Annotated in this window: 22 protein-coding genes; 14 read left to right on the plus strand and 8 right to left on the minus strand. The window is 43.2% G+C overall.

Annotation, left to right across the window (positions count from 1 at the left end; translation table 11 throughout):
• Positions 1-89 precede the first annotated feature (89 nt).
• Entirely contained in the window at positions 90-947 is an 858-nt protein-coding gene (locus J1N09_RS03650; RefSeq protein WP_265198214.1) for a cyanophycinase, read from the plus strand.
• Here the strand turns inward: J1N09_RS03650 and J1N09_RS03655 are convergent.
• Entirely contained in the window at positions 944-1,873 is a 930-nt protein-coding gene (locus J1N09_RS03655) for an isoaspartyl peptidase/L-asparaginase family protein (RefSeq protein WP_265198216.1), read from the minus strand. The two genes, J1N09_RS03650 and J1N09_RS03655, sit on opposite strands and share 4 nt — an antisense overlap.
• 163 nt (positions 1,874-2,036) lie before the next feature.
• Here J1N09_RS03655 and J1N09_RS03660 point away from each other — a divergent pair, with 163 nt between their 5' ends.
• Positions 2,037-2,621 (plus strand): c-type cytochrome, encoded by a 585-nt coding sequence (locus tag J1N09_RS03660; RefSeq protein WP_265198218.1) that lies wholly within the window; start codon positions 2,037-2,039, stop codon positions 2,619-2,621.
• 128 nt (positions 2,622-2,749) lie between these two features.
• A complete protein-coding gene (polA, locus tag J1N09_RS03665) occupies positions 2,750-5,593 on the plus strand; it encodes a DNA polymerase I (protein ID WP_265198220.1) in 2,844 nt (947 codons plus the stop codon).
• A gap of 7 nt (positions 5,594-5,600) precedes the next feature.
• On the opposite strand, the gene J1N09_RS03670 is transcribed toward polA, so the two are convergent.
• The 3 genes from J1N09_RS03670 to J1N09_RS03680 all read right to left on the minus strand — a co-directional run bounded on the left by J1N09_RS03670 (position 5,601) and on the right by J1N09_RS03680 (position 9,777).
• Positions 5,601-6,104: a hypothetical protein gene (locus J1N09_RS03670; protein WP_265198222.1), complete on the minus strand. Its 504-nt coding sequence runs from the start codon at positions 6,102-6,104 to the stop codon at positions 5,601-5,603.
• A 99-nt stretch (positions 6,105-6,203) separates the two neighbouring features.
• Positions 6,204-6,935 (minus strand): hypothetical protein, encoded by a 732-nt coding sequence (locus J1N09_RS03675; protein ID WP_265198223.1) that lies wholly within the window; start codon positions 6,933-6,935, stop codon positions 6,204-6,206.
• A gap of 154 nt (positions 6,936-7,089) precedes the next feature.
• The gene (locus J1N09_RS03680) at positions 7,090-9,777 is read right to left on the minus strand and encodes a carbohydrate binding family 9 domain-containing protein (RefSeq protein WP_265198225.1); all 2,688 of its coding nucleotides are present in this window, start codon (positions 9,775-9,777) and stop codon (positions 7,090-7,092) included.
• 216 nt (positions 9,778-9,993) lie between these two features.
• Here J1N09_RS03680 and rplM point away from each other — a divergent pair, with 216 nt between their 5' ends.
• The 11 genes from rplM to J1N09_RS03735 all read left to right on the plus strand — a co-directional run bounded on the left by rplM (position 9,994) and on the right by J1N09_RS03735 (position 21,868).
• Positions 9,994-10,449: a 50S ribosomal protein L13 gene (rplM, locus tag J1N09_RS03685; protein WP_265198227.1), complete on the plus strand. Its 456-nt coding sequence runs from the start codon at positions 9,994-9,996 to the stop codon at positions 10,447-10,449.
• 2 nt (positions 10,450-10,451) lie between these two features.
• On the plus strand, positions 10,452-10,838 hold the full coding sequence (gene rpsI / locus J1N09_RS03690) for a 30S ribosomal protein S9 (protein ID WP_265198228.1): 387 nt from the start codon (positions 10,452-10,454) through the stop codon (positions 10,836-10,838).
• Between the two features lie 211 nt (positions 10,839-11,049).
• On the plus strand, positions 11,050-11,886 hold the full coding sequence (gene rpsB / locus J1N09_RS03695) for a 30S ribosomal protein S2 (protein WP_265198230.1): 837 nt from the start codon (positions 11,050-11,052) through the stop codon (positions 11,884-11,886).
• A gap of 81 nt (positions 11,887-11,967) precedes the next feature.
• Entirely contained in the window at positions 11,968-12,933 is a 966-nt protein-coding gene (gene tsf, locus J1N09_RS03700; RefSeq protein WP_265198231.1) for a translation elongation factor Ts, read from the plus strand.
• A 102-nt stretch (positions 12,934-13,035) separates the two neighbouring features.
• Positions 13,036-13,743 (plus strand): UMP kinase, encoded by a 708-nt coding sequence (pyrH, locus tag J1N09_RS03705; RefSeq protein ID WP_265198233.1) that lies wholly within the window; start codon positions 13,036-13,038, stop codon positions 13,741-13,743.
• Between the two features lie 42 nt (positions 13,744-13,785).
• Positions 13,786-14,340, plus strand: a complete 555-nt coding sequence (frr, locus tag J1N09_RS03710) for a ribosome recycling factor (protein ID WP_265198234.1) — start codon at positions 13,786-13,788, stop codon at positions 14,338-14,340.
• 90 nt (positions 14,341-14,430) lie between these two features.
• Positions 14,431-15,699: a DUF5686 family protein gene (locus tag J1N09_RS03715; protein ID WP_265198235.1), complete on the plus strand. Its 1,269-nt coding sequence runs from the start codon at positions 14,431-14,433 to the stop codon at positions 15,697-15,699.
• A gap of 64 nt (positions 15,700-15,763) precedes the next feature.
• Positions 15,764-18,157 (plus strand): efflux RND transporter permease subunit, encoded by a 2,394-nt coding sequence (locus J1N09_RS03720; protein WP_265198237.1) that lies wholly within the window; start codon positions 15,764-15,766, stop codon positions 18,155-18,157.
• 60 nt (positions 18,158-18,217) lie between these two features.
• The gene (gene asnS / locus J1N09_RS03725; RefSeq protein ID WP_265198238.1) at positions 18,218-19,660 is read left to right on the plus strand and encodes an asparagine--tRNA ligase; all 1,443 of its coding nucleotides are present in this window, start codon (positions 18,218-18,220) and stop codon (positions 19,658-19,660) included.
• 139 nt (positions 19,661-19,799) lie between these two features.
• Positions 19,800-21,263 carry an RNA polymerase factor sigma-54 gene (rpoN, locus tag J1N09_RS03730; protein WP_265198240.1) on the plus strand — a complete coding sequence of 488 codons (1,464 nt, stop codon included), beginning with the start codon at positions 19,800-19,802 and terminating at the stop codon, positions 21,261-21,263.
• Positions 21,263-21,868, plus strand: coding sequence for a hypothetical protein (locus J1N09_RS03735; RefSeq protein ID WP_265198241.1), 606 nt, complete (start codon positions 21,263-21,265; stop codon positions 21,866-21,868). The genes rpoN and J1N09_RS03735 overlap by 1 nt, the downstream gene beginning before the upstream one ends.
• On the opposite strand, the gene J1N09_RS03740 is transcribed toward J1N09_RS03735, so the two are convergent.
• The 4 genes from J1N09_RS03740 to J1N09_RS03755 all read right to left on the minus strand — a co-directional run bounded on the left by J1N09_RS03740 (position 21,863) and on the right by J1N09_RS03755 (position 24,162).
• Entirely contained in the window at positions 21,863-22,552 is a 690-nt protein-coding gene (locus tag J1N09_RS03740) for a PorT family protein (RefSeq protein ID WP_265198243.1), read from the minus strand. The genes J1N09_RS03735 and J1N09_RS03740 overlap by 6 nt on opposite strands.
• Before the next feature lie 96 nt (positions 22,553-22,648).
• Positions 22,649-23,122 carry an ExbD/TolR family protein gene (locus tag J1N09_RS03745; protein WP_265198244.1) on the minus strand — a complete coding sequence of 158 codons (474 nt, stop codon included), beginning with the start codon at positions 23,120-23,122 and terminating at the stop codon, positions 22,649-22,651.
• Between the two features lie 12 nt (positions 23,123-23,134).
• Positions 23,135-23,758: an ExbD/TolR family protein gene (locus J1N09_RS03750; protein ID WP_265198246.1), complete on the minus strand. Its 624-nt coding sequence runs from the start codon at positions 23,756-23,758 to the stop codon at positions 23,135-23,137.
• The gene (locus tag J1N09_RS03755) at positions 23,758-24,162 is read right to left on the minus strand and encodes a hypothetical protein (RefSeq protein ID WP_265198248.1); all 405 of its coding nucleotides are present in this window, start codon (positions 24,160-24,162) and stop codon (positions 23,758-23,760) included. Before J1N09_RS03755 ends, J1N09_RS03750 begins: the two co-directional genes overlap by 1 nt.
• Positions 24,163-24,172: the final 10 nt, after the last annotated feature.

Here is a 24,172-nt window from a genome sequence, read left to right on the forward strand (position 1 = left end):
AGGCTGTTAATTACTTGTGTCGAAAGACATTAAATATATAATTTTTATTGGTACAAAACCCGTATTTTTGTGCTATCAAATTTACTACAATGAAAGCCAAAGGAACGCTTATTCCCATAGGTGGAAATGAGGACAAAGGTATTGAAACTGCCGATCATAATAAACTGGATTATATAGAAGATGGAATATTATCCCGTGTGGTCAAGGAAAGTGGAGGGAATGACTCCTCAATAGTTGTAATTCCTACCGCTTCGAGCTATCCTGTGGAGATAGGCGAAAACTATCTGAAGGCCTTCAATAAATTAGACTGCAGTAATGTGCAGGTCCTGGATATACGCGAACGCTCCCAATCTGAACTTTCTAAAAACCTCGGTATAATCCGAAATGCCAAATGCGTCATGTTTTCAGGAGGTAACCAGTCTAAGATCACCGGAAAGATCGCAGGAACCGAATTACATCGACTGCTTTTAAAGAAGTACAGGAAGGAAAAATTTGTGATCGCAGGTACCAGCGCAGGAGCCATGTGCATGGCGGAAGAAATGATCGCCGGGGGAAGCAGTACCGAAGCATTTTTCAAAGGCACTGTCCTCATGAGCGACGGAATGGGCTTTGTGCCTAATCTTATAATAGATTCTCACTTTATCCGTCGGGGTCGATTTGGCCGACTGGCAGAGGCAGTGGCGAGATATCCTAAATTAATTGGTGTAGGACTGGCCGAAGATACCGGCCTGGTTATCAAGGAGTGTAAAACCTTCGAGGTAATTGGTTCGGGTATGGTTATCATTTTCGACCCTCGAAAGTTAAAACACAATAACGAGGAGATCCTGGAAGAAGGAACACCCATGTCACTGGTAAATCTTAAAACTCACGTATTGGCAAACGGTGACCGTTTCAACCTGAAGGAGAAAAAGGTAAAAGTCCTTCCATTAGAAGCCCAGTTCGTTTAGGTATAGATCGCGATCTCTTTTTTTCCTGCTGAAGTTTTCATCCCACGGTACATACCCTCGGTGTTAAATGGCATTGCTATATTTCCTTCGGAATCTACCGCTATCAGTCCACCATCACCTTCAATTTGCTTTAGGCGATGATAAATTACTTCAGAAGCGGCCTTTTCGAGTGACCAACCTTTAAATTCCATCAGACATGACAGATCATAGGCTACCACAGCCCGAATGAAATATTCACCACTTCCGGTACAACTCACCGCGCAGGTTTTGTTATTGGCATAATTCCCCGCACCTATCATTGGGCTGTCCCCCACCCGACCCCATTTCTTGTTGGTCATACCTCCGGTAGAGGTTGCAGCGGCGAGATTACCAGATGCATCACAGGCTACAGCTCCCACCGTTCCGAATTTACTGTCTTTCCTCACACTGTGATCCAGTTGGAATTTATCACTGTCTTTGATCTCTTGCCATTGCTTGTATCGAAAATCGTCGTAGAAGAATTCGGGTGGTTCTATCTTGTAGTCGAGCATATTTGCAAACTTCATAGCCCCTTCACCGGCGAGAAACACATGTTGACTTTTATCCATCACGTCTCTTGCGAGAGAAACAGGATTTCGAATCCCCGTGACCATGGTCACCGCACCTGCTTTGAGATTGCTACCGTCCATAATGGCGGCATCCATCTCGTGGGTTCCTTCCGCAGTAAAAACACTTCCTCTTCCCGCATTGAATAGCGGGGAATCTTCCAGAACACAAACCGCTATTTCCACTGCATCCATAGCAGAACCACCCTTTTCGAGAACGGTGTAGCCCGCTTCAAGAGCGTCATTAAGGGCAGTAGTATACCGGGTTTCCAACTCTGGGGTCATCATACCTTTGATCAAGGTTCCGGCACCTCCGTGAATGGCAATGGAAAATGGTTTCATCGATAAAATTTTACTTCGGAAAAGTACGAATTAACCAAAACTTCTCCATGAAATTTCAAGACGAAAATATATGATTTCATAGAGTTTAAAATTTGAGAATTAACGTAACTTATGATCGCCTTAGATTTCATGACCAACTACAAATGCCAAAATATCTAACCAAATGAAATCAATTTATTACACAATGAGCATGATCGCCGCGTTACTTTTATTTCAAAGTTGTGGGGAAAAAGTAGAAAACTATTCCGAATCCGAGGAAACTGCCGTTTCCGAAGAAGATCTGATCAAAAAAGGAGAATACCTGGTTGAAAATATGGGCTGCGCCCATTGTCATTCCCCAAAAAAATTAACCGAAAAAGGTCCTGTCCCAGATATGGATAAGTGGTTGATGGGCTTCCCTGCCAACGATTCATTACCGCCAATACCTTCTGAAATGATGGGTTCTTCGCCATGGGTACTAATGCACCCGGATCTTACAGCTGCTATTGGACCCTGGGGTACCAGCTATGCCGGCAATTTAACGCCTGATGATTCTGGAATTGGTTCATGGACTCTGGAACAATTCAAAAAAGCAATTAAACAAGGAAAGTACAAAGGCATGGACAACAACCGGCCCATGATGCCTCCAATGCCCGTTTATTCAACTTTGAGTGATGACGATATTACCGCAATATTCACTTATTTGAAGAGCATAAAACCAATCGACAACGTACCTCCATCCTATCGCCCGCCTTCACCAATGAACTGATTGCCTTAAGTCAGGTGGCCGACAGGAGATACAGCAAGAAAGAGTATTTGAGTCTCTATCTTTTGTGAGGTAAAATTCTTTTTTCTTACGGCTTATTTATACTTTTGATGGTACATCAATTCACTAATATGTCCGATCAAAAACGCCTTTTCTTAGTTGACGCCTACGCATTGATCTTTCGCGGGTATTACGCCTTTATAAAAAATCCTCGAATCAACTCCAAAGGCCTGGACACCTCTGCCATCCTCGGGTTCACAAACTCTTTACTCGACGTGATAAAACGGGAGCGACCCGACCACCTGGCGGTCTGTTTTGATAAAGGAGGTAGTGACGCAAGAAATGAGATGTTTACAGACTATAAAGCGAACCGGGACGAAACTCCGGATGCCATTCGTGTTGCTGTTCCAATTATCGAGGATATTCTCAAAGCGATGAAAATACCGGTCATGGTAAAAGAAGGGTATGAAGCAGACGACATCATCGGAACCCTGGCAAAAAAAGCTGAAAAAGAAGGTTATAAAACCTTTATGGTGACTCCTGATAAAGACTTCGCCCAACTGGTTTCTGAAAACATCTTTATGTATAAGCCGGTTTTTGGTGGTGGTTACGAGACCTGGGGTATACCCGAGGTCCAGAAAAAATTTGAAGTAACAGAGCCAACCCAGGTGATCGACTTCCTGGGAATGATGGGTGATAGCTCAGACAACATTCCCGGCTTACCGGGAGTAGGAGAGAAAACGGCCAAGAAATTCATCACGCAATTTGGTTCCATGGAAGGACTGTTGGAAAATACAGACCAGCTAAAAGGTAAGATGAAGGAAAAAGTGGAGGGTGCCAAGGAACTTGGTCTCCTGTCTAAAAAACTTGCCACTATTATGCTCGATGTCCCCGTTGAATTTGATGAGAAGGATTTCGAGATGTGTGAACCGGACATACAGGAAGTTACTAAGATCTTCGAGGAATTGGAATTCCGCAGGCTGACCGATAATTTCATTAAAACGTTCTCTTCGGAAGCTGCCACAGAGAATACACCCAAAGCAACTTCAGAAACAAAACCAGTAGAAAAAAAGGCCAGTCCCTCTAAAGCGGGAAGCGGACAATTTTCGCTATTCGGCGGCGATGGTGAACCCTCTGATGCCACAAAAGCGTACTCCAGCAGGAATACCATTGACGAAGTGCCACATTTCTATCAAACGGTACAACCGGGTATTGGCACCGAATTATTCCTTCGGAATTTGAACAGTCAAGCCAGTGTTTGCTTCGATACCGAAACTACAGGACTGAACCCGATTACCGCCGAACTTGTAGGAATCGCATTCAGCTGGGAACCTGGAAAAGGTTACTACCTGCCCTTTCCCGAAGATTTTGATGAAGCTAAAGGATTGATTGGTACCCTTACTCCTTTTTTCGAGAATGAAAACATTCAGAAGATCGGGCAGAATCTGAAATACGATATAAAGGTATTGGCAAAATACGGGGTAACCGTTAAGGGCAAGCTATTCGACACCATGCTGGCACACTACCTGATCAATCCCGATATGCGCCATAATATGGATGTACTTTCGGAAACTTACCTGAACTATACGCCTGTTTCAATCACGGAATTGATAGGAAAGAAAGGAAAGAACCAATTATCGATGCGGGATGTTCCGCTGGAAGAGCAAACGGAATACGCTGTTGAAGATGCGGATATCACCCTACAGCTAAAAGAACATTTCGAACAGGAACTGGGCGAGGCGAATACGCAGAAATTATTTGATGAGATCGAGATACCCCTACTTCGTGTATTGGCTGACATGGAACTGGAAGGAATTAACCTGAACAAAGAATTCCTTGCATCTCTTTCCGAAGAACTGGACAGAGACATTAAGAGGCTGGAAAGCGAGATCTACAATGAAGCCGGTGAAGAATTCAATATAGGTTCTCCAAGGCAACTCGGTGATATATTGTTCGACAAAATGAAGCTGGTAGACAAGCCGAAGAAAACCAAGACGGGGCAATATTCTACCGCAGAAGATGTCCTTTCCTCATTAGCCAAAGATCATAAGATAATTCGGGATGTGTTGGAGTATCGGGGACTTGCAAAGCTGAAAAGCACATACGTAGATGCATTACCCAACCAGGTGGAGCCATCTACCGGAAGGGTTCATACGGATTATATGCAAACCGTGGCAGCAACCGGAAGATTGAGTAGTAATAACCCAAACCTTCAGAACATACCTATCCGAACCGAACGCGGAAGACAAGTGAGAAAAGCCTTTATTCCCCGAGATAACGATCATGTTCTACTCGCTGCTGATTACTCCCAGATCGAACTGCGAATTATTGCGGCATTGAGCCAGGAAGAGAATATGATACAAGCGTTCCGCAACGGGGAAGATATTCACGCTTCCACCGCCGCCAAGGTATTCAATGTTCCTCTTGAGGAAGTTACACGAGAGCAGCGGGGCAATGCAAAAACGGTGAACTTCGGTATCATTTATGGTGTTTCAGCCTTCGGACTCAGCAATCAAACCGACCTTTCCAGAACTGAGGCGAAGGAACTAATAGAAACCTATTACAAGACTTATCCCAAACTCCGTGATTATATTGACGATCAGATTCACTTTGCCAGGGAAAATGGTTATGTACAAACCGTTTTAGGACGAAGGCGATATCTCAATGGTATCAACGGAAGTAATGCAGTAGTTCGTGGTGCTGCGGAAAGAAACGCCGTAAATGCTCCTATCCAGGGAAGTGCTGCCGATATCATCAAGATTGCGATGATCAACATTCATCGAAAACTCGCGGAAGGTGATTTCCGAAGTAAAATGCTGCTACAGGTACATGATGAATTGGTCTTTGACGCATACAAACCAGAGCTCGATAAATTGAAGGAAATGATCAAGACCGAAATGGAAGGCGCCTATGAGTTGGCGGTTCCTTTGGTAGTTGATATGGGATTAGGGCAAGATTGGCTGGAAGCGCATTAATTCTTAACTACTGACGAACGAATATCTGCTCTACAGCACCAAAATTGAATGATGTATTATCACCAATACTATTTCGTGATAAAGTTTCCGGGCCAATGATCACTCTGCTCGTTATTGTCGTGTCCAAGGCGGAGAAGTATTGTTCAAGTCGGTCATTATTCAATTGCCAGGTTCCTTGGAGCTCAACAAGGTTACCACATTGAGCGGATATAACATTTCCGTTTTGATCCTGCTGAACAATAAGAGACCGTGCAATTTCCGTAAAGGTGCCATTTTCCCTCATTCTCAGAGTAATTTCGAAACACATCAGCTCAGACATGATATCATTTGTCTTCTCCCCGTCACCATTGAAATCAGCAGGATTAGAAATGAAGTAATTTTGCAATATCCATGATGCCACAATCGAGGATGAGCCCTGTTCTTCTTCACTCGTATCATCATCACTGGAACAACTAGTAAATAGAAGTAGCACTGAAAGTAGAAGAACACTATAGAATAAACTAAGTTTCATAAATTTCATTTTGATATTGGTAAAATACAAAATTACCCCCATTAAAATGGGGGTAATTCGCCTAAGCATCAATTTCAATTATAAAAAAAATCAACAAAATTATTTATACGCCTCGTATATTATTACTACGCCGTCTGCGTAAGAATCGACATTTAGGGTAAATCCATCTGAATTAAAAGAAGTTAAAGCTGCGCTTGTAACACCTAGTGAGGTTCCGTTTTTATCAACATAGCGCAATCCCACACAGTGGCTGGGAGAGGCATAGCGAGAGATATCATTGATTGAATTACCACTTCCTCCACCAAATATCACCTGTTGATCGATACTTCCGGAGTTGTCGCTTGCATATCCTTTCATGAATCCAAATACATTAGGGATACCAGCATTATTATTTGCCACACCATTATCAGCATCTAGCGTATACGCATCCACATTTGCATATGCGGTGATTGACACACTTGAAGGTTTAAATGGAAGGCCATTGACCACCAGTGTTCCTGAACCGGTAATTATAGCCTTCCCAACATGCACTTTAGGGGAGTTATCTGCAAGCTGTATCCATTCACTTCCGTCCCAATAAAAAAAGCCAGTCGAGGTAAGTCCGCCGGTTCCTGTATTGTAAACCAAGGTACTTTCGGCTATAGCTCCGCCTTTTGGGTTGACAATTGTAGTATTGTCTGTGGTAGACGCTAATGCGACTCTGGGAAGTAGTACACCTTGAGTTCCAGATTGAATATCCAGGGCAGCCTGTGGGTCAGTATTGCCTATTCCAACCTGGGAAAGTAGGTTAAACGAGGTGAACAAAAAAAGGGCAAAAAAAGTATTTTTCATCGTTAAGTGATCTACACTTGAGGACAAATGTAGGATGTGGGAATTAGACTCCAAAATAAAGTAGCTATCGGAAAATTGGTTTTCGATAGCTACACTTTATTATCGATGAAATGCACTTTTTTTAGATAAAGTGCAGTATCAGAATTGATGAAAATTAGAGCACAAAGCGATATGTCGCCTTTATAAGGAAGGTATTTTGTGGTCGCTGACTAAGAAGTTGGTTGTCGATAATAGACCCAAAATCGTTGTTCACATCTCCCAGGCCGGTTATGCCTTGTGACCATACTAAAAAGATCTCCGAGCCCGGAATGTATTCCCAACGGACTACGAGGTTTGAACGGAATTGTACAAAAGCAAAATCCGGGTTACTGAAAGTGTAATCCGTATTTCCATCCATATCCTCATCAACGGAGTAGACATCGTCCTCGAATGAGATCTGCTCGTTTTCGTACCAGGTAACGCGTTCATTAAGGTCTTCGGCTTCGGACTGGTTCGCATAATTGAAGTTCGAGAACTTTGCTTTAAATATGAAAGGTTGCCCGTAATATTGAATGGTGAGGTTCGGGTTAATGTTATAATTGACCCTGAGTGTGGTGCTCAATGACTCATTCTCAATTTCACCCAGAATATAGCGCGGAGTTCCATTGAAGGCCTGTTCGCTTACGTATTGCGTTTTGTTTGGGTTTACTTCGAATTCATTGATAAGGGAAAGACTTAATGAATTCAACGGTTGATAAAAGAATCGGAGCACATATCGTTCAAAAGAGAAGTTATCCTGCTGTGCCATGGAACGGACAATTCCTGCATGCATATTGAATTTCTTCCTACCGTCCATACCAGAGAACAGGAATACAAAATTTTCATCACTGAATCGCCATCTCGGCCCTCCTCTCAAGAAGGTATTGGTAAATATCCGGGGTTTGTGTCCGAAGCCTACCTCGCTCCACCAGTTGTTTTTCCAGTTCACATAGCCGTTGACTTCATACTGAATTCGATTGTAATTCCCTTCGAAATCGTATTGGGTAAATTGATTCACTCCTATATTGGCCTGACGATACCAACTTGTTGAGTTGTTCCATAGCCTTCGCACATTGATATACTGAGTTAACTGGTCCGCCTGTCTTAGAAATCCAATATCATTTAGTTCCAACTCCGGTGATCTGAAGTTCCCTCCTGTGTTATATCTCCATTTTCCATCATCGCTTCGTCCTCCTATTTCAAAACTACCTCCAGTTCCCGACAGTGAAGTACGCAAAGGGTCTACATCCACGTGCCCGGCGTCTACCCGCTGGAATAAGTGTGTTAACGAGGTTTGGGTTCTCTCGATAGCCTCAGGACTCCCATTTACATTACTGAAAGTGAATTTACCGGTTGCATAGTACTTTCGTTCCTTCCAGTTGTGCCTGAAATCAATTCCTCCAGTGTAAGCACTCTCCCTCAGAAAATCGAGACGTTCTTCCATCCTTCGATTGGTTGCCGTAATTATTCCTCCGATAAACGAATTATTATCGTTGAAATCCTTTTGGGCTCTGGCTACAAGATAATTTGTAAGCGGTTCTACTACTTCTTCTCTTGGTTCACCCAGTTCATCCAGGTTATTGAGAACTTCCCGGTCTGTATTTAGTTCGATCTCGGCAAACTCTTTATTGGTTATACTTTCTAAAAGACCAATTGCCCATCCGTTCTTTGTTTTTCCACTGAATTTTGCTGCTCCAAGGATGGTGGTAAAATTCGGGATATCGGCAAATTCTCCCTTCGATTCATCCGCTGTGGTGAAACCCTGCGGTGTCCTTCCAATTCTCCTGGAAAAGAAGACATTATCTGCACCACCCCCTACCCGGAAGTCAAATACATTCTTATTCTCTACAAAGAAAGGTCGGCGTTCCTGGAAGAAGATCTCGAAACCATCCAGGGCCACGGCTCCCGGATCGGCATCTACTTGTCCGAAGTCGGGATTAATCGTAAGATCTAAGGTAAGGTCGTTTGTAATTCCAATCTTGGCATCCAGCCCTCCCGTTAGTCTTGAATCATTGCCATCCCGGAATGGATTCCCCGGTTGGGCCTCGTAAGTATCGAGCTGCGCTACCGTATAGGGTTGAATTTCTAATTGCTTCTGAGGTTTGATTCCCTTTATACCTCTAAGTTCTCCGAATTCACTTACCCAACCAGGAGGGTTTGGTGGAAAAGGTTGCCATAATGATCGTTCTTCATTTCCGAAATATCGTCGTGTAGACTGAATTCCCCATACTTGTTCTTCATCGTTGCCGAAACGAAGCTGACTCAATGGAATTCGCATTTCAGCCGTCCATCCCTCTTCGTCAATATTGGTATCTAAATACCATATAGGGTTCCAGCTGTCATCGAAATTTCCATTATTGGAGATAAACTCATCTCCTTTTACCCCAGATACCGACGCTGTAAAGGAAAAACCGGATCTGTCGTCTCCATAACTATCGATATTGATCTCTACCCAATCACCTGGGAAATCATCTCTTCTTCCCATTCGCCTTTCTATAGTTGAGGGATCTTCCTGGTAACAGCGGAAAGCCACATACAGGTTTTTATCGTCGTAGACGATTTTCATTTTAGTCTGCTCGGTGGGTTCGGTACCATTGTCCGGTTGGAATTCCACGTAGTCTGAAGTCCACTCCACCGCATCCCATGCAGTATCATCGAGCACCCCATCTATACTGATGGGTTCCAAACCAGCCACCGAAGCAGTGGTATAGACTCTTTTTTCGTAGCTAACCGGTTTGGAATCATTACTACTTTCCGATTGTGCATAAACAAATTGAATTAATAGAATAGCCAGGAACAGGCAGATCGATTGATGAATTGACATGCTGGTTTGGTTGTTGATTGATGAATTAAAGACTTAAGTTAAGCAGGTAAGTGACAGCTTATGTTGTTAATTAATACTTTTTTAACGTTTGACGGCCCTTCAGAAGGGATCCAAAAAAACTTTCTCCTATATTGTTTTTCAAATAATTAATGGTACATTTGCAGCCCTTTTTTAGGGGAAAAAACAATGTTTTATTAACTATTGACAAAAAACGAAATGGATACATTGAGTTACAAAACAGTATCGGCTAACAAGAACACCGTAAATAAAGAGTGGTTGTTGGTGGATGCGGACGGGCAAGCATTGGGTCGTCTTGCGAGCGAAGTCGCTAAGTTACTTCGCGGAAAGCACAAGCCGAATTTCACTCCACATGTGGATTGCGGTGATAATGTAATTATTACTAATGCGGCAAAGATCCGTCTTACAGGAAACAAATGGCAGGACAAAACCTATATCCGTCACACCGGATATCCAGGTGGACAACGCAGCTTGAACGCTAGTGAGTTGTTTGAAAAAGATCCTACCCGAATCGTAGAAAAAGCGGTAAAGGGCATGCTTCCGAAGAATAAACTGGGTGCCCAGTTATTCAGAAATCTGAAAGTGTATGCAGGAACTGAGCACGATCAGGAAGCACAAAAGCCAAAAACCATTAATCTAAACGACAAAAAGTAAGAATGGACACAATACACAAAATAGGAAGAAGAAAGACTGCGGTTGCACGAGTATACCTTTCCGAAGGAAAAGGAAAGATCACTGTGAACAAGCGCGACATGGATAAATATTTCACAACAGACACCCTTCGTTACAAGGTAAAGCAACCATTAGCACTTACCGACAACGAGAAGACTTTCGACATCAGTGTGAATGTCTATGGAGGTGGTATCACAGGACAGGCCGAAGCCATCCGTTTGGCATTGTCCAGAGCAATGTGTGAAGTAAACGAAGAAAACAGGAGTGTCTTGAAGCCTGAAGGATTACTTACAAGAGACCCGAGAATGGTTGAGCGTAAGAAATTCGGACAGAAGAAAGCACGTAAGAAATTCCAGTTCTCTAAGCGTTAAAATTTTTCAACCCTGCCTGGCTGTTCATGCCGAATGGCCAGGTGCGGTTACAAGTTCATATTTTTATTAATAAAGCTGTTATCAACATCCTCCGAAGCTTTAGCGAAGGAGGCCCTTAATTAAAAGGGAATTGTTGAGTTAGTTTAGCATCTAAACCAATGTCGGTTTCCGAACTGGTTGCTATCTAAACAGGAACGTAAACTAAAACAAAATGGCAAACAACAAAGAAGTTAAGGACCTCCTTGACGCCGGTGTTCACTTTGGGCACCTAACCCGAAAATGGAATCCCAACATGGCTCCCTATATCTATATGGAGCGTAACGGGATCCACATCCTGAACCTTTACAAAACTGCTGCTAAGCTTGATGAAGCTTGCGAAGCAATGCAGAAGATCGCCTCTAGCGGGCGTAAGATCCTTTTCGTAGCTACTAAGAAGCAGGCAAAAGACATTGTTGCTGAAAAAGCAGGCAATGCTAACATGCCATACATCACGGAAAGATGGCCGGGGGGAATGCTTACCAACTTCGTAACGATCAGAAAGGCCGTTAAAAAAATGGCCATGATCGATCGTATGAAACAAGATGGTACATTCAACACGCTTTCTAAGAAAGAGCGACTTGCCGTTGATCGTACCCGTGCGAAACTTGAGAAGAACCTTGGTTCTATCAGTGATATGAGCAGATTGCCTGGTGCGCTTTTCATCGTGGATACAACGAGAGAGCACATCGCCGTGAAAGAAGCACAGAAATTGAACATCCCGATCTTCGCTATGGTTGATACTAACAGTGATCCTCGAGATATCGATTACGTGATCCCATCGAATGACGATGCTTCTAAATCTATCGAGAAGATAGTTTCACGAGTATCCGAAGCTGTTATTGAAGGTCTTGCCGAGCGCAAGAACAACAAGGATGCAGAGACGGCAAAAGCTGAATCTCCGAAAGCAGAGGCTCCTAAGGCTGAAGCACCAAAAGCAGAAGCTCCTAAGGCCAAAGCAGCAACTGCTGCACCGGTAGTGGAAGCCGAAGCAACAAAAGAAGAAGAATAACAATTACAAAAGCAAAAGAGTTTCACGGTAATTTCTTTAAAGAATCGATGACTCTTAAATAAAACGGAAAACACTATGGAAATGGTTAAGATTACCGCTAAAATGGTAAGCGAATTGAGACAAAAAACCGGAGCCGGAATGATGGACTGTAAAAAGGCATTAGTAGAGGCTGAAGGTGATTTCGATAAAGCAATTGAGATCCTTAGAAAAAAGGGACAGAAGGTTGCTGAAAAAAGAGCCGATCGCGACTCCAGCGAAGGAGCTGTTATTGCTAAGGTGAACGATAGCAAGACTAAAGGTGCCATCGTTTCTCTGAATTGTGAAACAGATTTTGTGTCTAAGAACGATGACTACGTTGCAATGGCGCATCAAATGGCTGAGATAGCTCTTGGAACTTCTACTAAGGAAGAATTCATGGCGGCCGATTTCGGAGGGATCACTGTTGAAGAGAAACTTACCGAGCAAACTGGTGTGATTGGTGAGAAGATTGAAATCGGTGCTTACAAAACGATAGAAGCTCCTTACTTAGGATCGTACATCCACGGAAACAAGATCGCTGCTATCGTAGGGCTTTCAGCTGCTGTTGATAATGCCGAGGTATTAGCAAAAGATCTTGCTATGCAAGTTGCCTCCATGGGCGCGACTACCCTATCTTACAAAGATTTCGATGCAGATTTTATTGCTTCTGAAACAGAGGCTCGAATCGCTGTAATTGAAAAGGACAACATTGAGCTTGGCCGACTAGGAAAAACATTGAAAAATGTTCCTAAGTACATTTCAAGAGCTCAATTGACTGATGAGGTGCTTGCACAGGCTGAGGCTGACATCAAAGCTGAATTGATCGCTGAAGGTAAGCCAGAGCAGATCCTTGATAGGATAGTACCTGGAAAACTAGAGCGGTTTATTTCAGACAACACTACCCTTGACCAGGAGCAGTGCTTGCTTGACCAGAAATTTATCAAGGACGAAAAACTTACTGTTGCCGAATATGTGCAATCATACGGTGATGTAGAAGTTGTTTCCTTCGAAAGAGTTTCTTTGTCATAAAGTTTTCAGATATAGAAAATAAGAACGCCTTTGATTTTTCAAAGGCGTTTTTGTTTATGGATGATTTAATTTTTAACTATTTTTGTTGGAACGAAATCCACTATGCAATACAAAAGAATCCTACTGAAATTATCCGGCGAAGCACTTATGGGTAGCCAGCAATATGGAATCGACCCGCAACGACTCCAGGACTACGCAAAAGAGATAAAGCAAATTGCAGATAAAGGGGTTGAAGTTGCCATTGTAATAGGAGGCGGGAATATATTCAGGGGATTGTCCGGGGCCAGCAAAGGTATGGACCGGGTACAGGGTGACCATATGGGCATGCTTGCAACGGTGATCAACGGTCTGGCATTGCAGGGAGCACTTGAAGACGAGGGTATGCCTACCAGGCTTCAGAGTGCTATAAAACTAAATGAAGTTGCCGAACCATTTATACGTCGGAAGGCCATCCGACACCTGGAAAAAGGTCGCGTAGTGATCTTTGGAGGTGGTACGGGAAATCCTTACTTCACCACAGATTCGGCAGCGGTACTAAGGGCAATCGAAATAGGCGCTGATGTGATCCTCAAAGGAACTCGAGTGGATGGAATCTACTCCAGCGACCCGGAAAAGGACAGTGGAGCCACGAAATTCGACAACATTAGTTTTAATGATGTCCTACGTAAAGGATTAAAAGTAATGGACACTACCGCCTTTACTTTGAGCCAGGAAAATGAACTGCCGATTATCGTTTTCGACATGAATACCCAGGGAAATCTTTACAAAGTAGTTTCCGGGGAAAATATAGGCACAAAAGTAAATTTGTAACTTTGGTTTGATTTTTGGAACAAATCTTAAAAATTTTAAGTGATGGACGAAGAAGTTAAATTTATAATCGATAGCACTAAAGAAGCTATGGATAATGCTATTAAGCATCTTGAGAAGAAGCTTATCAACATACGTGCTGGTAAAGCCTCTCCAGCAATGGTTTCTTCAGTAGAGGTTGAAGCTTACGGAACTCAATCTCCATTGAACCAGGTAGCTAATGTGAATACTCCTGATGCCATGACCATTTCGATTCAACCCTGGGACAAATCCCTTATCCCGGAGATCGAAAAGGCGATCATGGTGGCAAATCTTGGATTCAATCCCTCGAACAATGGAGAAAGTGTGATCATCAATGTTCCGGTCCTTACAGAAGAACGACGGAGGGAATTGGCGAAACAAGCGAAAGCAGAAGCAGAAGACACCAAGGTAGGTGTTCGTAATGATCGCAAGGTTGCTATGAACGATATTAAGGAACTGGATGTTTCAGAAGATATGAAAAGCAACCTGGAAATCGATGTCCAGGAGATGACTGACAATCACATCAAAAGAATTGACGAAATCTATCATGCGAAAGAAAAGGAGATCATGACCGTCTAAATGATAAAACACGTTAAACATAATCTAAAAAAGCGGCTCTTGTGCCGCTTTCTTTATACTTTAATAACTTGAAATTCGTTCCTGTTATTCATGCGTAAAACCTCACTTGTCCTGCTCTTATTCCTATTACCTTTTTTCCTCGAGGCCCAGGAACCTGCTGTTGAAACGCGCCCGGACACAACTTCAACGTCCAGGGAAAAAAAAGTGAGCCCATTTAAATCAGGTTTTTACCCCCTTGGCTTCTTCGATGTGGATCTTCGGTATTTCATCAAATACAATAATTACGAAGGTTTCAGACTCGGCTTCGGCGGAATTACCAATGAGCGCCTGTTCGAAAATTTAAAGATAGGCGGCTATATAGCCAGAGGATTTAAGGACAAAGATTTCAAATTCAGCATTGGTGGTAGTGTTCGTGTAAATAAAGAACACAGTACATGGATCAATGCATACTATTACGACGACATCCGGGAAATTGGCACCATGTCCTATCTCACAGATAACAGGGTGTATTCGGTTTTCGAGCCGAGGCGTTTGAACGTGACGCAATTTTTCAAGTACCGTACCGTCATGGGAAATGTTCAGCATGAATTTTCTCCAAAATTTCTCGGTGAATTGAGAGCGGAACATTCAAAAATAGATCAGATTGAGGACTATCAGTTTCTGGACAACAGAACCTTATACAGTGCTTATGAAACAGCCGAAGTTACCGCTTCGGTGAGAATAAGCCCGAAGACCAATTTCATCACGGTGGACGATGGTCGCATAGAATACTTCGATGGTTTTCCTAAGATAAGTGCCCAGGTAACCCAGAGTATTCCTGGCATAGCCGGTAGTGATTTCAGCTACACAAAATTCGGACTAAAACTCGACTATTACATCAAGAGAGAAGATCTCTCATCCACGAATATTTTACTCGAAGGTAACTATGCCACAGGTGACGTACCCTTAACACATCTGTTCCATGCTTATCCGAACAGTCCCACCAAAGATGAGATCCTGCAGCGGTTTTCAGTAGCAGGACGGCGCAGCTTCGAGACGATGTATTTCGGTGAGTTCTTCTCGGACCAATTACTCACTTTACAGGTAAAGCACAGTTTGCGTCGATTTTATTTTTCCGAAAGATTCCAGCCCGAGCTAGTGTTTATAACACGCCACGCCTTTGGGGATATGTCTCGCCCGGAACGGCATGTGGGGATTCCTTTCAATACGCTCGATGAGTTGTATTCTGAATCCGGTCTGGAGCTAAACCGATTGCTTTTTGGATTTGGACTTAGCTTTGCCTATCGATACGGATTTTATCACCTTCCGGATTTCGAAGACAACATTTCCTTTAAATTCACCTTTTATCTGAAATTATAAACTCCTTAACAGCTTATGTACTGGGGTTTTTAATACCTTTGCCCGACCGTAATCAGGGCCTGCTTTGGATAAACTTTTTAGTATCGGATTTTGGAGTGCCGTTGCGAGATTCATTCTTCGGAATCGCACTCTGATACTAGTGGCTATCGCCATTATTACGGTCCTACTCGCATCTCAGTGGAAACACATGCGATTTACCTACACCGAAGCTAACCTCCTTCCGGACGATCACGAAATTAATATTGAGTACAATAAATTCCTCTCCCAATTCGGAGAAGAAGGAAACCTTATTGTTATAGGCGTAAAGGATAACAGCCTGTTCACCCCTGAGAATTTCGTCGCCTGGAACAGTCTATCATCAGACCTGAGGACCGCCAATGAAGTGGATCTTACGCTTTCAATAGGCGATCTGAGACAACTTCAGAAAAAGAAAGATTCGGTAGGATTCGAACTCGTTCCATTCGTAAAGGATAGCACTTTCACTCCGGAAAGCCTGGAAAGATACCAGTACGAACTCTTCGAGAAATTACCGTTTTACGAAGGCTTGATCTACAATAGTGGAAAGAACTCGGTGCGGACTGCGATATATCTAAAGAAAGACATCGTTAATACATCTGTACGAAAGGATTTTATAGAACGGGTACTAGTGCCCCGTATTGAAGCCTTTGAACAGAAAACCGGGATAAACGTATACACCTCGGGTATGCCTTATATCCGAACATTAAATTCTCAGAACATTATCGATGAGATAGGTATGTTCATCGGTGCGGCCTTGTTCGTTACCTCTCTGATCTTCTTCTTTTTCTTCCGTTCCTTCAGGGCCACCTTTATTTCCATGATCACCGTGATCATCGGAGTAATGTGGGCTTTCGGCATACTCGGCCTACTCCATTACGAAATCACGGTATTGACGGCTTTGATCCCTCCACTTATCATCGTGATAGGAATTCCGAATTGCATCTTCCTGATCAACAAATATCAGCAGGAGATCAAAAATCATGGAAACCAGGCTAAGTCGTTACAGCGAGTTATAAGCAAGGTTGGAAACGCAACCCTGATGACCAATGTTACAACCGCTTCGGGTTTTGCCACCTTCATGCTTACAAACAGTCAACTTCTCAAAGAATTTGGTGCCGTGGCATCGATCAACATCATTGCAATCTTCCTTTTGAGTTTGTTCATCATCCCCATTATGTACAGCTACATGGCGGTACCAAAATACAAACACCTGAAGCACCTCAACAAGGAGTGGATTGGGAAGTTCGTGGACTGGATGGAACGTATGGTAAAAGAACATCGAATAGCGATCTATGTTTCTGCAGTTGCGTTGCTGTGTGCCAGTATCATTGGTATCTACAACATTCATATTTCAGGTAGTATTATAGAGGATATGCCTAAAACCAAGGAGTTTTACAGCGATATAAAATTCTATGAAAGTGAATACGATGGAATCATGCCGCTGGAAATACTGGTTGATACCAAACGGAAGAAAGGTGTTATGAAACTCGCAACTTTGAGAAGGATCGACGAGTTGCAGGATTACATTTCAGACATTCCTGAATTCTCTAAACCCATCTCCGTGGTTGAGCTTGTAAAGTACTCCAAGCAGGCCTATTACAACAACAACCCGGAGTACTATCAATTACCAAACAGCCAGGAGCGGACCTTCATTCTATCCCATGCAAAAAGCAGCGCCGATGATGCTAACCTGCTGGCGTCCTATGTAGATTCCACGGGTCAGTTTGCGCGTATTACAACCTTTATGAAGGACGCATCTACGGAGCGTTTCGAAAGGATAGAGGAAGACCTCGAAGGAGAGATAAGTAAGATTTTTCCTGAAGATCGGTACGACGTTTCCCTAACCGGTAAAGCCCTGGTATTTCAGAAGGGAACAAAATACCTGGTGCGGAACCTTGTGGTTTCGCTTTCGCTGGCAGTTTTCCTGATCGCTTTATTCATGGCATGGATGTTCCGCAGTTTCAGGATGATACTGGTATCACTTATTCCTAACCTACTCCCCTTGTTAATTACTGCAGGTCTAATGGGATTCCTTGGGGTTCCAATAAAACCTTCAACCATTCTTGTATTTAGTGTGGCCTTCGGGATTTCGGTGGACGATACCATTCACTTCCTGGCGAAATACCGGCAGGAGCTCATTGCCAGTAACTGGAAGATCAAGAAATCGGTTTACGCCGCCCTTCGCGAAACCGGAGTAAGTATGTTCTACACATCCATCGTGCTTTTCTTCGGATTTTCGGTCTTTACTATCTCGAGTTTCGGGGGTACGGTGGCCTTAGGAGCATTGGTGTCGGCAACACTTTTGTTCGCTATGCTTTCCAACCTACTTTTACTGCCTTCCCTGCTGTTGTCGCTGGAACGAAACATCGCCAACAAGGAAACCCTCAGAAAACCTGCCCTGAGTATCATTCCCGAACAGGAGGATGAGCTGGAAGAGTAGGCCAGATATGTTGTTCATTTTCCAACTAAGAAGTATCTTTACGCCTTCAAATTACATCGCATGCGAAAATCGGAGATAAGCATCATTTTACAGAGTGAACCTTCACCATTGGAAATGACCGTGAAAGGTTGGGTACGTTCTTTCAGAAGTAACCGCTTTATAGCGTTAAATGACGGTTCAACCATTAAGAATCTTCAATGTGTTGTGGATTTTGAAAACTTTGAAGAAGAATTACTTCGGAAGGTGACTGTAGGCGCAGCCATAGCAGTTACAGGTCTGCTGATAGAAAGCCAGGGATCCGGACAGGCAGTTGAGATCCAGGCAAGCAAGATCGAGATCCTGGGAGAAGCCAACCCTGAAGAGGTAAAACTAACGATATTGAGTCCGAAACGCCACTCACTTGAAACACTGCGAGAGCAGGCTCACCTTCGTATTCGCACTAACACTTTCGGTGCGATCATGCGAACGCGCTCCAAATTGGCTTTTGCCGTTCATGAGTACTTCAGGAAGAACAACTTCCACTATTTACATTCACCAATCATTACTGGAAGTGATGCCGAAGGCGCCGGCGAAATGTTCCGTGTTACTACTTTTGATCCCGGGAATCCTCCGAGGAATGAAGACGGTGATGTAGATTACAAGCAGGATTTCTTCGGAAAGGAAACCAACCTAACGGTTAGTGGACAGCTGGAAGCAGAGACCTATGCAATGGGTCTGGGCAAGGTGTATACCTTTGGCCCAACATTCAGAGCTGAAAATTCAAACACTTCACGCCATCTTGCCGAGTTCTGGATGATCGAACCTGAGATGGCTTTCTTCGACCTTGCAGACAACATGGACCTGGCCGAAGATTTTATAAAATACGTGGTGCAATATGCACTTGACCATTGTGCAGAGGACCTTGAATTTCTTGAAAACAGGCTGATCCAGGAAGATAAAACCAAACCCCAGGCGGAGCGCAGTGAAATGACCCTAAGGGAAAAATTGCATTTCATTATCGACAATAACTTCAAGCGAGTTACTTACACAGAAGCTATCGAAATACTGAAACAAAGCAAGCCCAATAAGAAGAAGAAATTCAAATTCCTAATCGACGAGTGGGGAGCCGACCTTCAAAGTGAACATGAGCGTTACCTCGTTGAAAAACATTTCAAGTGCCCTGTGATCCTCTTCGACTATCCCGCTACAATCAAAGCGTTCTACATGCGTTTGAATGAAGATGGTAAGACGGTACGCGCTATGGATGTATTATTTCCCGGTATTGGTGAGATCGTAGGCGGTTCTCAAAGAGAGGAACGCTATGATGTGCTACAGGAAAAGATGAAAGCCATGGACATCCCGGAGGAGGAATTGTACTGGTACCTGGACCTCAGAAAATTTGGAACCTGTGTTCACAGTGGGTTCGGTCTAGGGTTCGAGCGCCTTGTTCAATTCGTGACCGGCATGGGCAACATCAGGGACGTAATTCCTTATCCAAGGACTCCTGGAAATGCGGAGTTCTAATACCCTTATCGGTGAATTTAAGTGGGTTAAACCCGTAACATTTCCAGGAATAGCGAGTCTTAAAATTATACTTGAGGGAATACTAAAACTTCTTTGAGCAGACCTTTTATTTGATTTTATATATCGTTATATTGAATATATGTTAAAACAACAACTGAATTTAAAACTTTCACAGAAGCTGTCACCTCAGCAGATACAGCTTATGAAATTAATTCAGTTGCCTACCCAGGCCTTTGAACAGCGAATCTCCCAGGAAATGGAAGAAAATCCGGCACTTGAGGGTGGGAAGGATGAAGGCGATGAATTCGATGATGAATTTGGAGATGATACCTTCGATGATAATTATGACGACGGCACAGAGGTAATAGAAACGGATATCAACGTGGACGATTACCTAAGCGACGACGAGACTCCAAGCTATAAACTTTCGGCGAGCAATTATTCGGCCGACGATGAGGACAAGCAAACACCTTATGCTTCCGGGACGTCTTTTAATCAGCACTTGCTGCAACAACTGAACACTTACCGACTGGACGAAGAAGCGGAGGAGATCGCGAAATTTCTAGTGGGAAGTGTAGACGAGAGCGGCTATATCCGAAGGAATGTGAGCGATATCGTAGACGATCTTGCATTTACGCAGAATGTTTTCACCACTGAAGAGCGCGTTGAGGAAGTCTTAAGGGTTGTTCAGGAGCTTGATCCTGCCGGCGTTGCTGCCCGGGATCTTCAGGAGTGTTTGTTGATTCAACTTCGCCGAAGGGAAAGTAATCCCGATGTGGAACTCGCTACCCGTATCATAGACGAAGCCTTCGATCATTTCACCAAGAAGCATTATAAGAAATTACTTCAGAAATTCGACATTTCAGAAGAACAACTCAGGGACGCCATACATGAGGTAGAAGGGCTAAACCCGAAACCGGGAGGTACATATTCCGGAAATACGCGCATGGTGGAACATGTGGTGCCTGACTTCGCCATCAGGATAGTAGAAGGTGAACTGGAACTAACTCTCAATGGCAGAAACGCTCCCGAACTCCATGTTTCCAGGGAATATTCTAATATGTTGAAAGGATACAAGGAGGCTAAAGAGAAAACCAAATCGCAAAAAGATGCGGTGCTCTTTATCAAACAAAAACTGGATGCCGCCAAGTGGTTTATCGATGCAATTAAACAACGCCAACAGACGTTATTTGTTACCATGAATGCCATTATGCATCATCAGCAGGAGTACTTCTTAAGTGGAGATGAGCGTAAACTCAAGCCCATGATTCTAAAAGACATAGCCGATAAGATCAATATGGACGTATCTACGGTATCTCGTGTTGCGAACAGTAAGTACGTTGACACGCCTTATGGCACCAAGCTAGTGAAGGAATTCTTCAGTGAATCCATGAAAAACGTACAGGGAGAGGATGTTTCTACCAGGGAGATCAAAAAGATACTTGAGATCACCATATCGGAAGAGGATAAGCGAAAACCTCTTACCGACGACAAACTGGCCAAGATCCTGAAAGAAAAAGGATATCCTATTGCACGCCGCACTGTTGCCAAATACAGGGAACAGTTGGACCTGCCCGTTGCCCGACTTAGAAAAGAGATCTAATGAATATTTTCCTCCGAATTGGTGCTTATGTGTTTCATCCGTTGTTGATGCCACTATTCGGAACCTTCATCTATTTCGTCGTCACACCCCGCTTTGTAGAACAAGATCTGTTCCTTGCAAAGTTAACAGCTGTATGTATCATTTCGTTTCTTATTCCCCTGGTGACTTATTTCCTTCTTAAGAATTTGCATATAGTGAGTAGCATACAGCTTGAAGATGTCAAGGAACGCAAAGTTCCTTTGATGCTCCAATGTTTACTGCTGCTCCTGATAATCAAGATGGTGTTCAACCCATACGACAGTCCGGAATTATATTATTTCTTCGTGGCTGTATTATTCTCAGCTATTGCCGCACTTTTCCTTGTTTTCCTGAAACAAAAAATTAGTTTGCACCAAATGGCCATCGCCGGTGTAACCATGTTTGTTATTGGATTGAGTGTTCATTTCAAAGTGAACCTGCTCGTATGGATCATACTACTTTTTGTTGCAAATGGCTGGGTGGCTTCGTCTCGTCTACACACGAATTCTCATACCGTGCCGGAATTGGTAATGGGATTTTTTTTAGGAGTGATTCCCCAGTTGGTAATGCTGAATTTCTGGTTATAGGATGTAAAACATCAGTCCTACTTTTACTGTTCTGAAATCGATGGCCTGACCTTCAGTTGTAGTAGCATTTTCGAAGAAGGGGTTAATACTGTAATAAACATAAAAGTTGAAGGTATTATATCCGAAACTAAAACTGGTCCCCAGGCGGAGTCTGTCGAACTCTGCAATATCGGTTTGATTTACAGTATTTCCCGCTTGTTTAAAGGTAGTTCGGTAGTAAAATGCATACCCCAACCTGAATCCTGCATACACTCGCCAAAATTTATAAGTTTCCGCATTAGAACTTCGCCAGCGAAATTCCAGGGGCGCTTCGGCTGTGTATGATGTTAAATAATTGGTGCTATAATCTACATCACTATCCAGAACACTGAATATTGACTGGTTATTGGTATCCTCCCCAACAAAAAGGGTTTGGCCGTATCTGTCGATGGACATCCCGGCCCCTAGAGCCACTGCAATGTTACGTCGCTCATTGATCGGCATGTCTCGTAAAAATCCAAAGTGTATTCCTCCCGACAACCCGGTGGTTGCCACATCGTCGGGAATGTCCGTAATCACATTATAGGTTATCCCTATATAGAATTGATCTTCCCGGTACTTACTGTCATATGGCTCCTGAATACTATCTTGTGCAAGAAGAACACCACCCAGAAGGAGAAATATCATGCATATTTGTCTATTCATATGGCGCATCGGTTAAAGATAATAGTATTTCAGATTATATAAACAAGAACGCCCCGGCTTTATTGCCGGGGCGTTCATTAATTCGATAGAGATGAATTAATTATTCAATTGATTTCCGGGGGTTGTAATATAAATGATCTTGAGAAGATTACGCTCTCTCAAAACCTGTTTGATATCACTCACCAAACCGGTATTGGTCTCACCGTCTACTTTCAAAGCAACATATACTTTGTCCTGTAGTTCGGGTAATAGTTTACGTCTCGCCTCTTCCAGGGCCAGCCCGATATTGTCTATACTGGTATACTTGTCACCAATTTGGATCCTACCTTCGGTACCAAAAACTTCCTGGTAACGTGAGCTGGGTTTTCCTGCGTAGATATAGACTGCACGGTCCTTCTTTAGCTTCTCAACCTGATCGGCTTTAGGCAGTTGGTTCTGAACGAGGAGATTTGTATCCCTCAATACAGTTACTACCATAAAAAAGAACAGAAGCATGAAGACAATATCCGGTAAGGATGCTGTTGAAATCGCGGGTAACTCGCCGCCTTTTTTCTTTTTAAATTTTGACATACCTATATGCTTTTATTGTCCTTTTGTCTTGGGTTCAGCTTCGGATAATTTCAGTGGGAATAATTTCTGAACAGCCTCCAATTTCTCTTTGGCTGCTTCTTCGCTCCCTTTGAAACTACCTTCGTTAATAGCCTTGTTCACTTCGGTGAATTTCCATCCGTATAACCTTTGAGATTCACGATCTCTAAGGAAGTTATACGCGGCCACAAGTTCGTTTTGAACCGCTATGTACATTTCATACGAAGTTAACCTGTCGTTCTGAACCGAAATAACCGCTTTATCAGGGTTATCCGAGGAAGACGAGCTCCTGGCTCCTTTACAATAACTGCAATACTCCGGACTTCCCGACGGTGCACCACCATTGTCGAGAAACTCGATAGCAGCCTGTCTAAGATCTTTTAGCTCCATTAAGTTATCTTCCACTAATAATTGATCGTCCTTGTTAACGTTAACGATAAACAAGTTCTTTTCCTTGATCAGTGGAGGAGCTTCGGTAGGAGGTTCAATAGGAGGCAACTGTCGCGCTATCCCCTTGTCTTTTTCGATGGTTGTAGTAACCAGGAAAAAGATCAGGAGAAGGAAGGCGATATCTGCCATGGACCCTGCATTAACCTCAGGTGTTGCTCTTCTTCCCATTATTTCATCATTGCTTTTTTAATTCCGCTGTATATCATCGATCCTATTGCCACTATGGCTAAAATATAGAACGTGTGTAACCCTGTTCCTACCCATTTGGAACCGCTCTCCGATAACATCTCACCGTCTCTCATTTCAGTTTCTACACCTTCAGAAAGAACGTATCCGATGATCACCACGAGTATAAACGCTCCGAGGGACATTAGAGTTTTCTTCAAATTTCCGGAGAAAGTCTCCTTCAGTACATACACCAACACAATAAATATGGTAAGTGCTAATGTTATGTATGCTACGTATAGTTGTAAATTCAATCCGTTATCGCTGAACAGCTCCATGAGAAGCGAAACGATACCTACTACGGCCAGAATTAATACAACTATTCTTAATACTTTATGTAAACCCATTCTTTTTCGG

The organism is Aureitalea sp. L0-47 (assembly GCF_026126405.1).
In the GTDB taxonomy this organism is placed as follows: domain Bacteria; phylum Bacteroidota; class Bacteroidia; order Flavobacteriales; family Flavobacteriaceae; genus Pukyongia.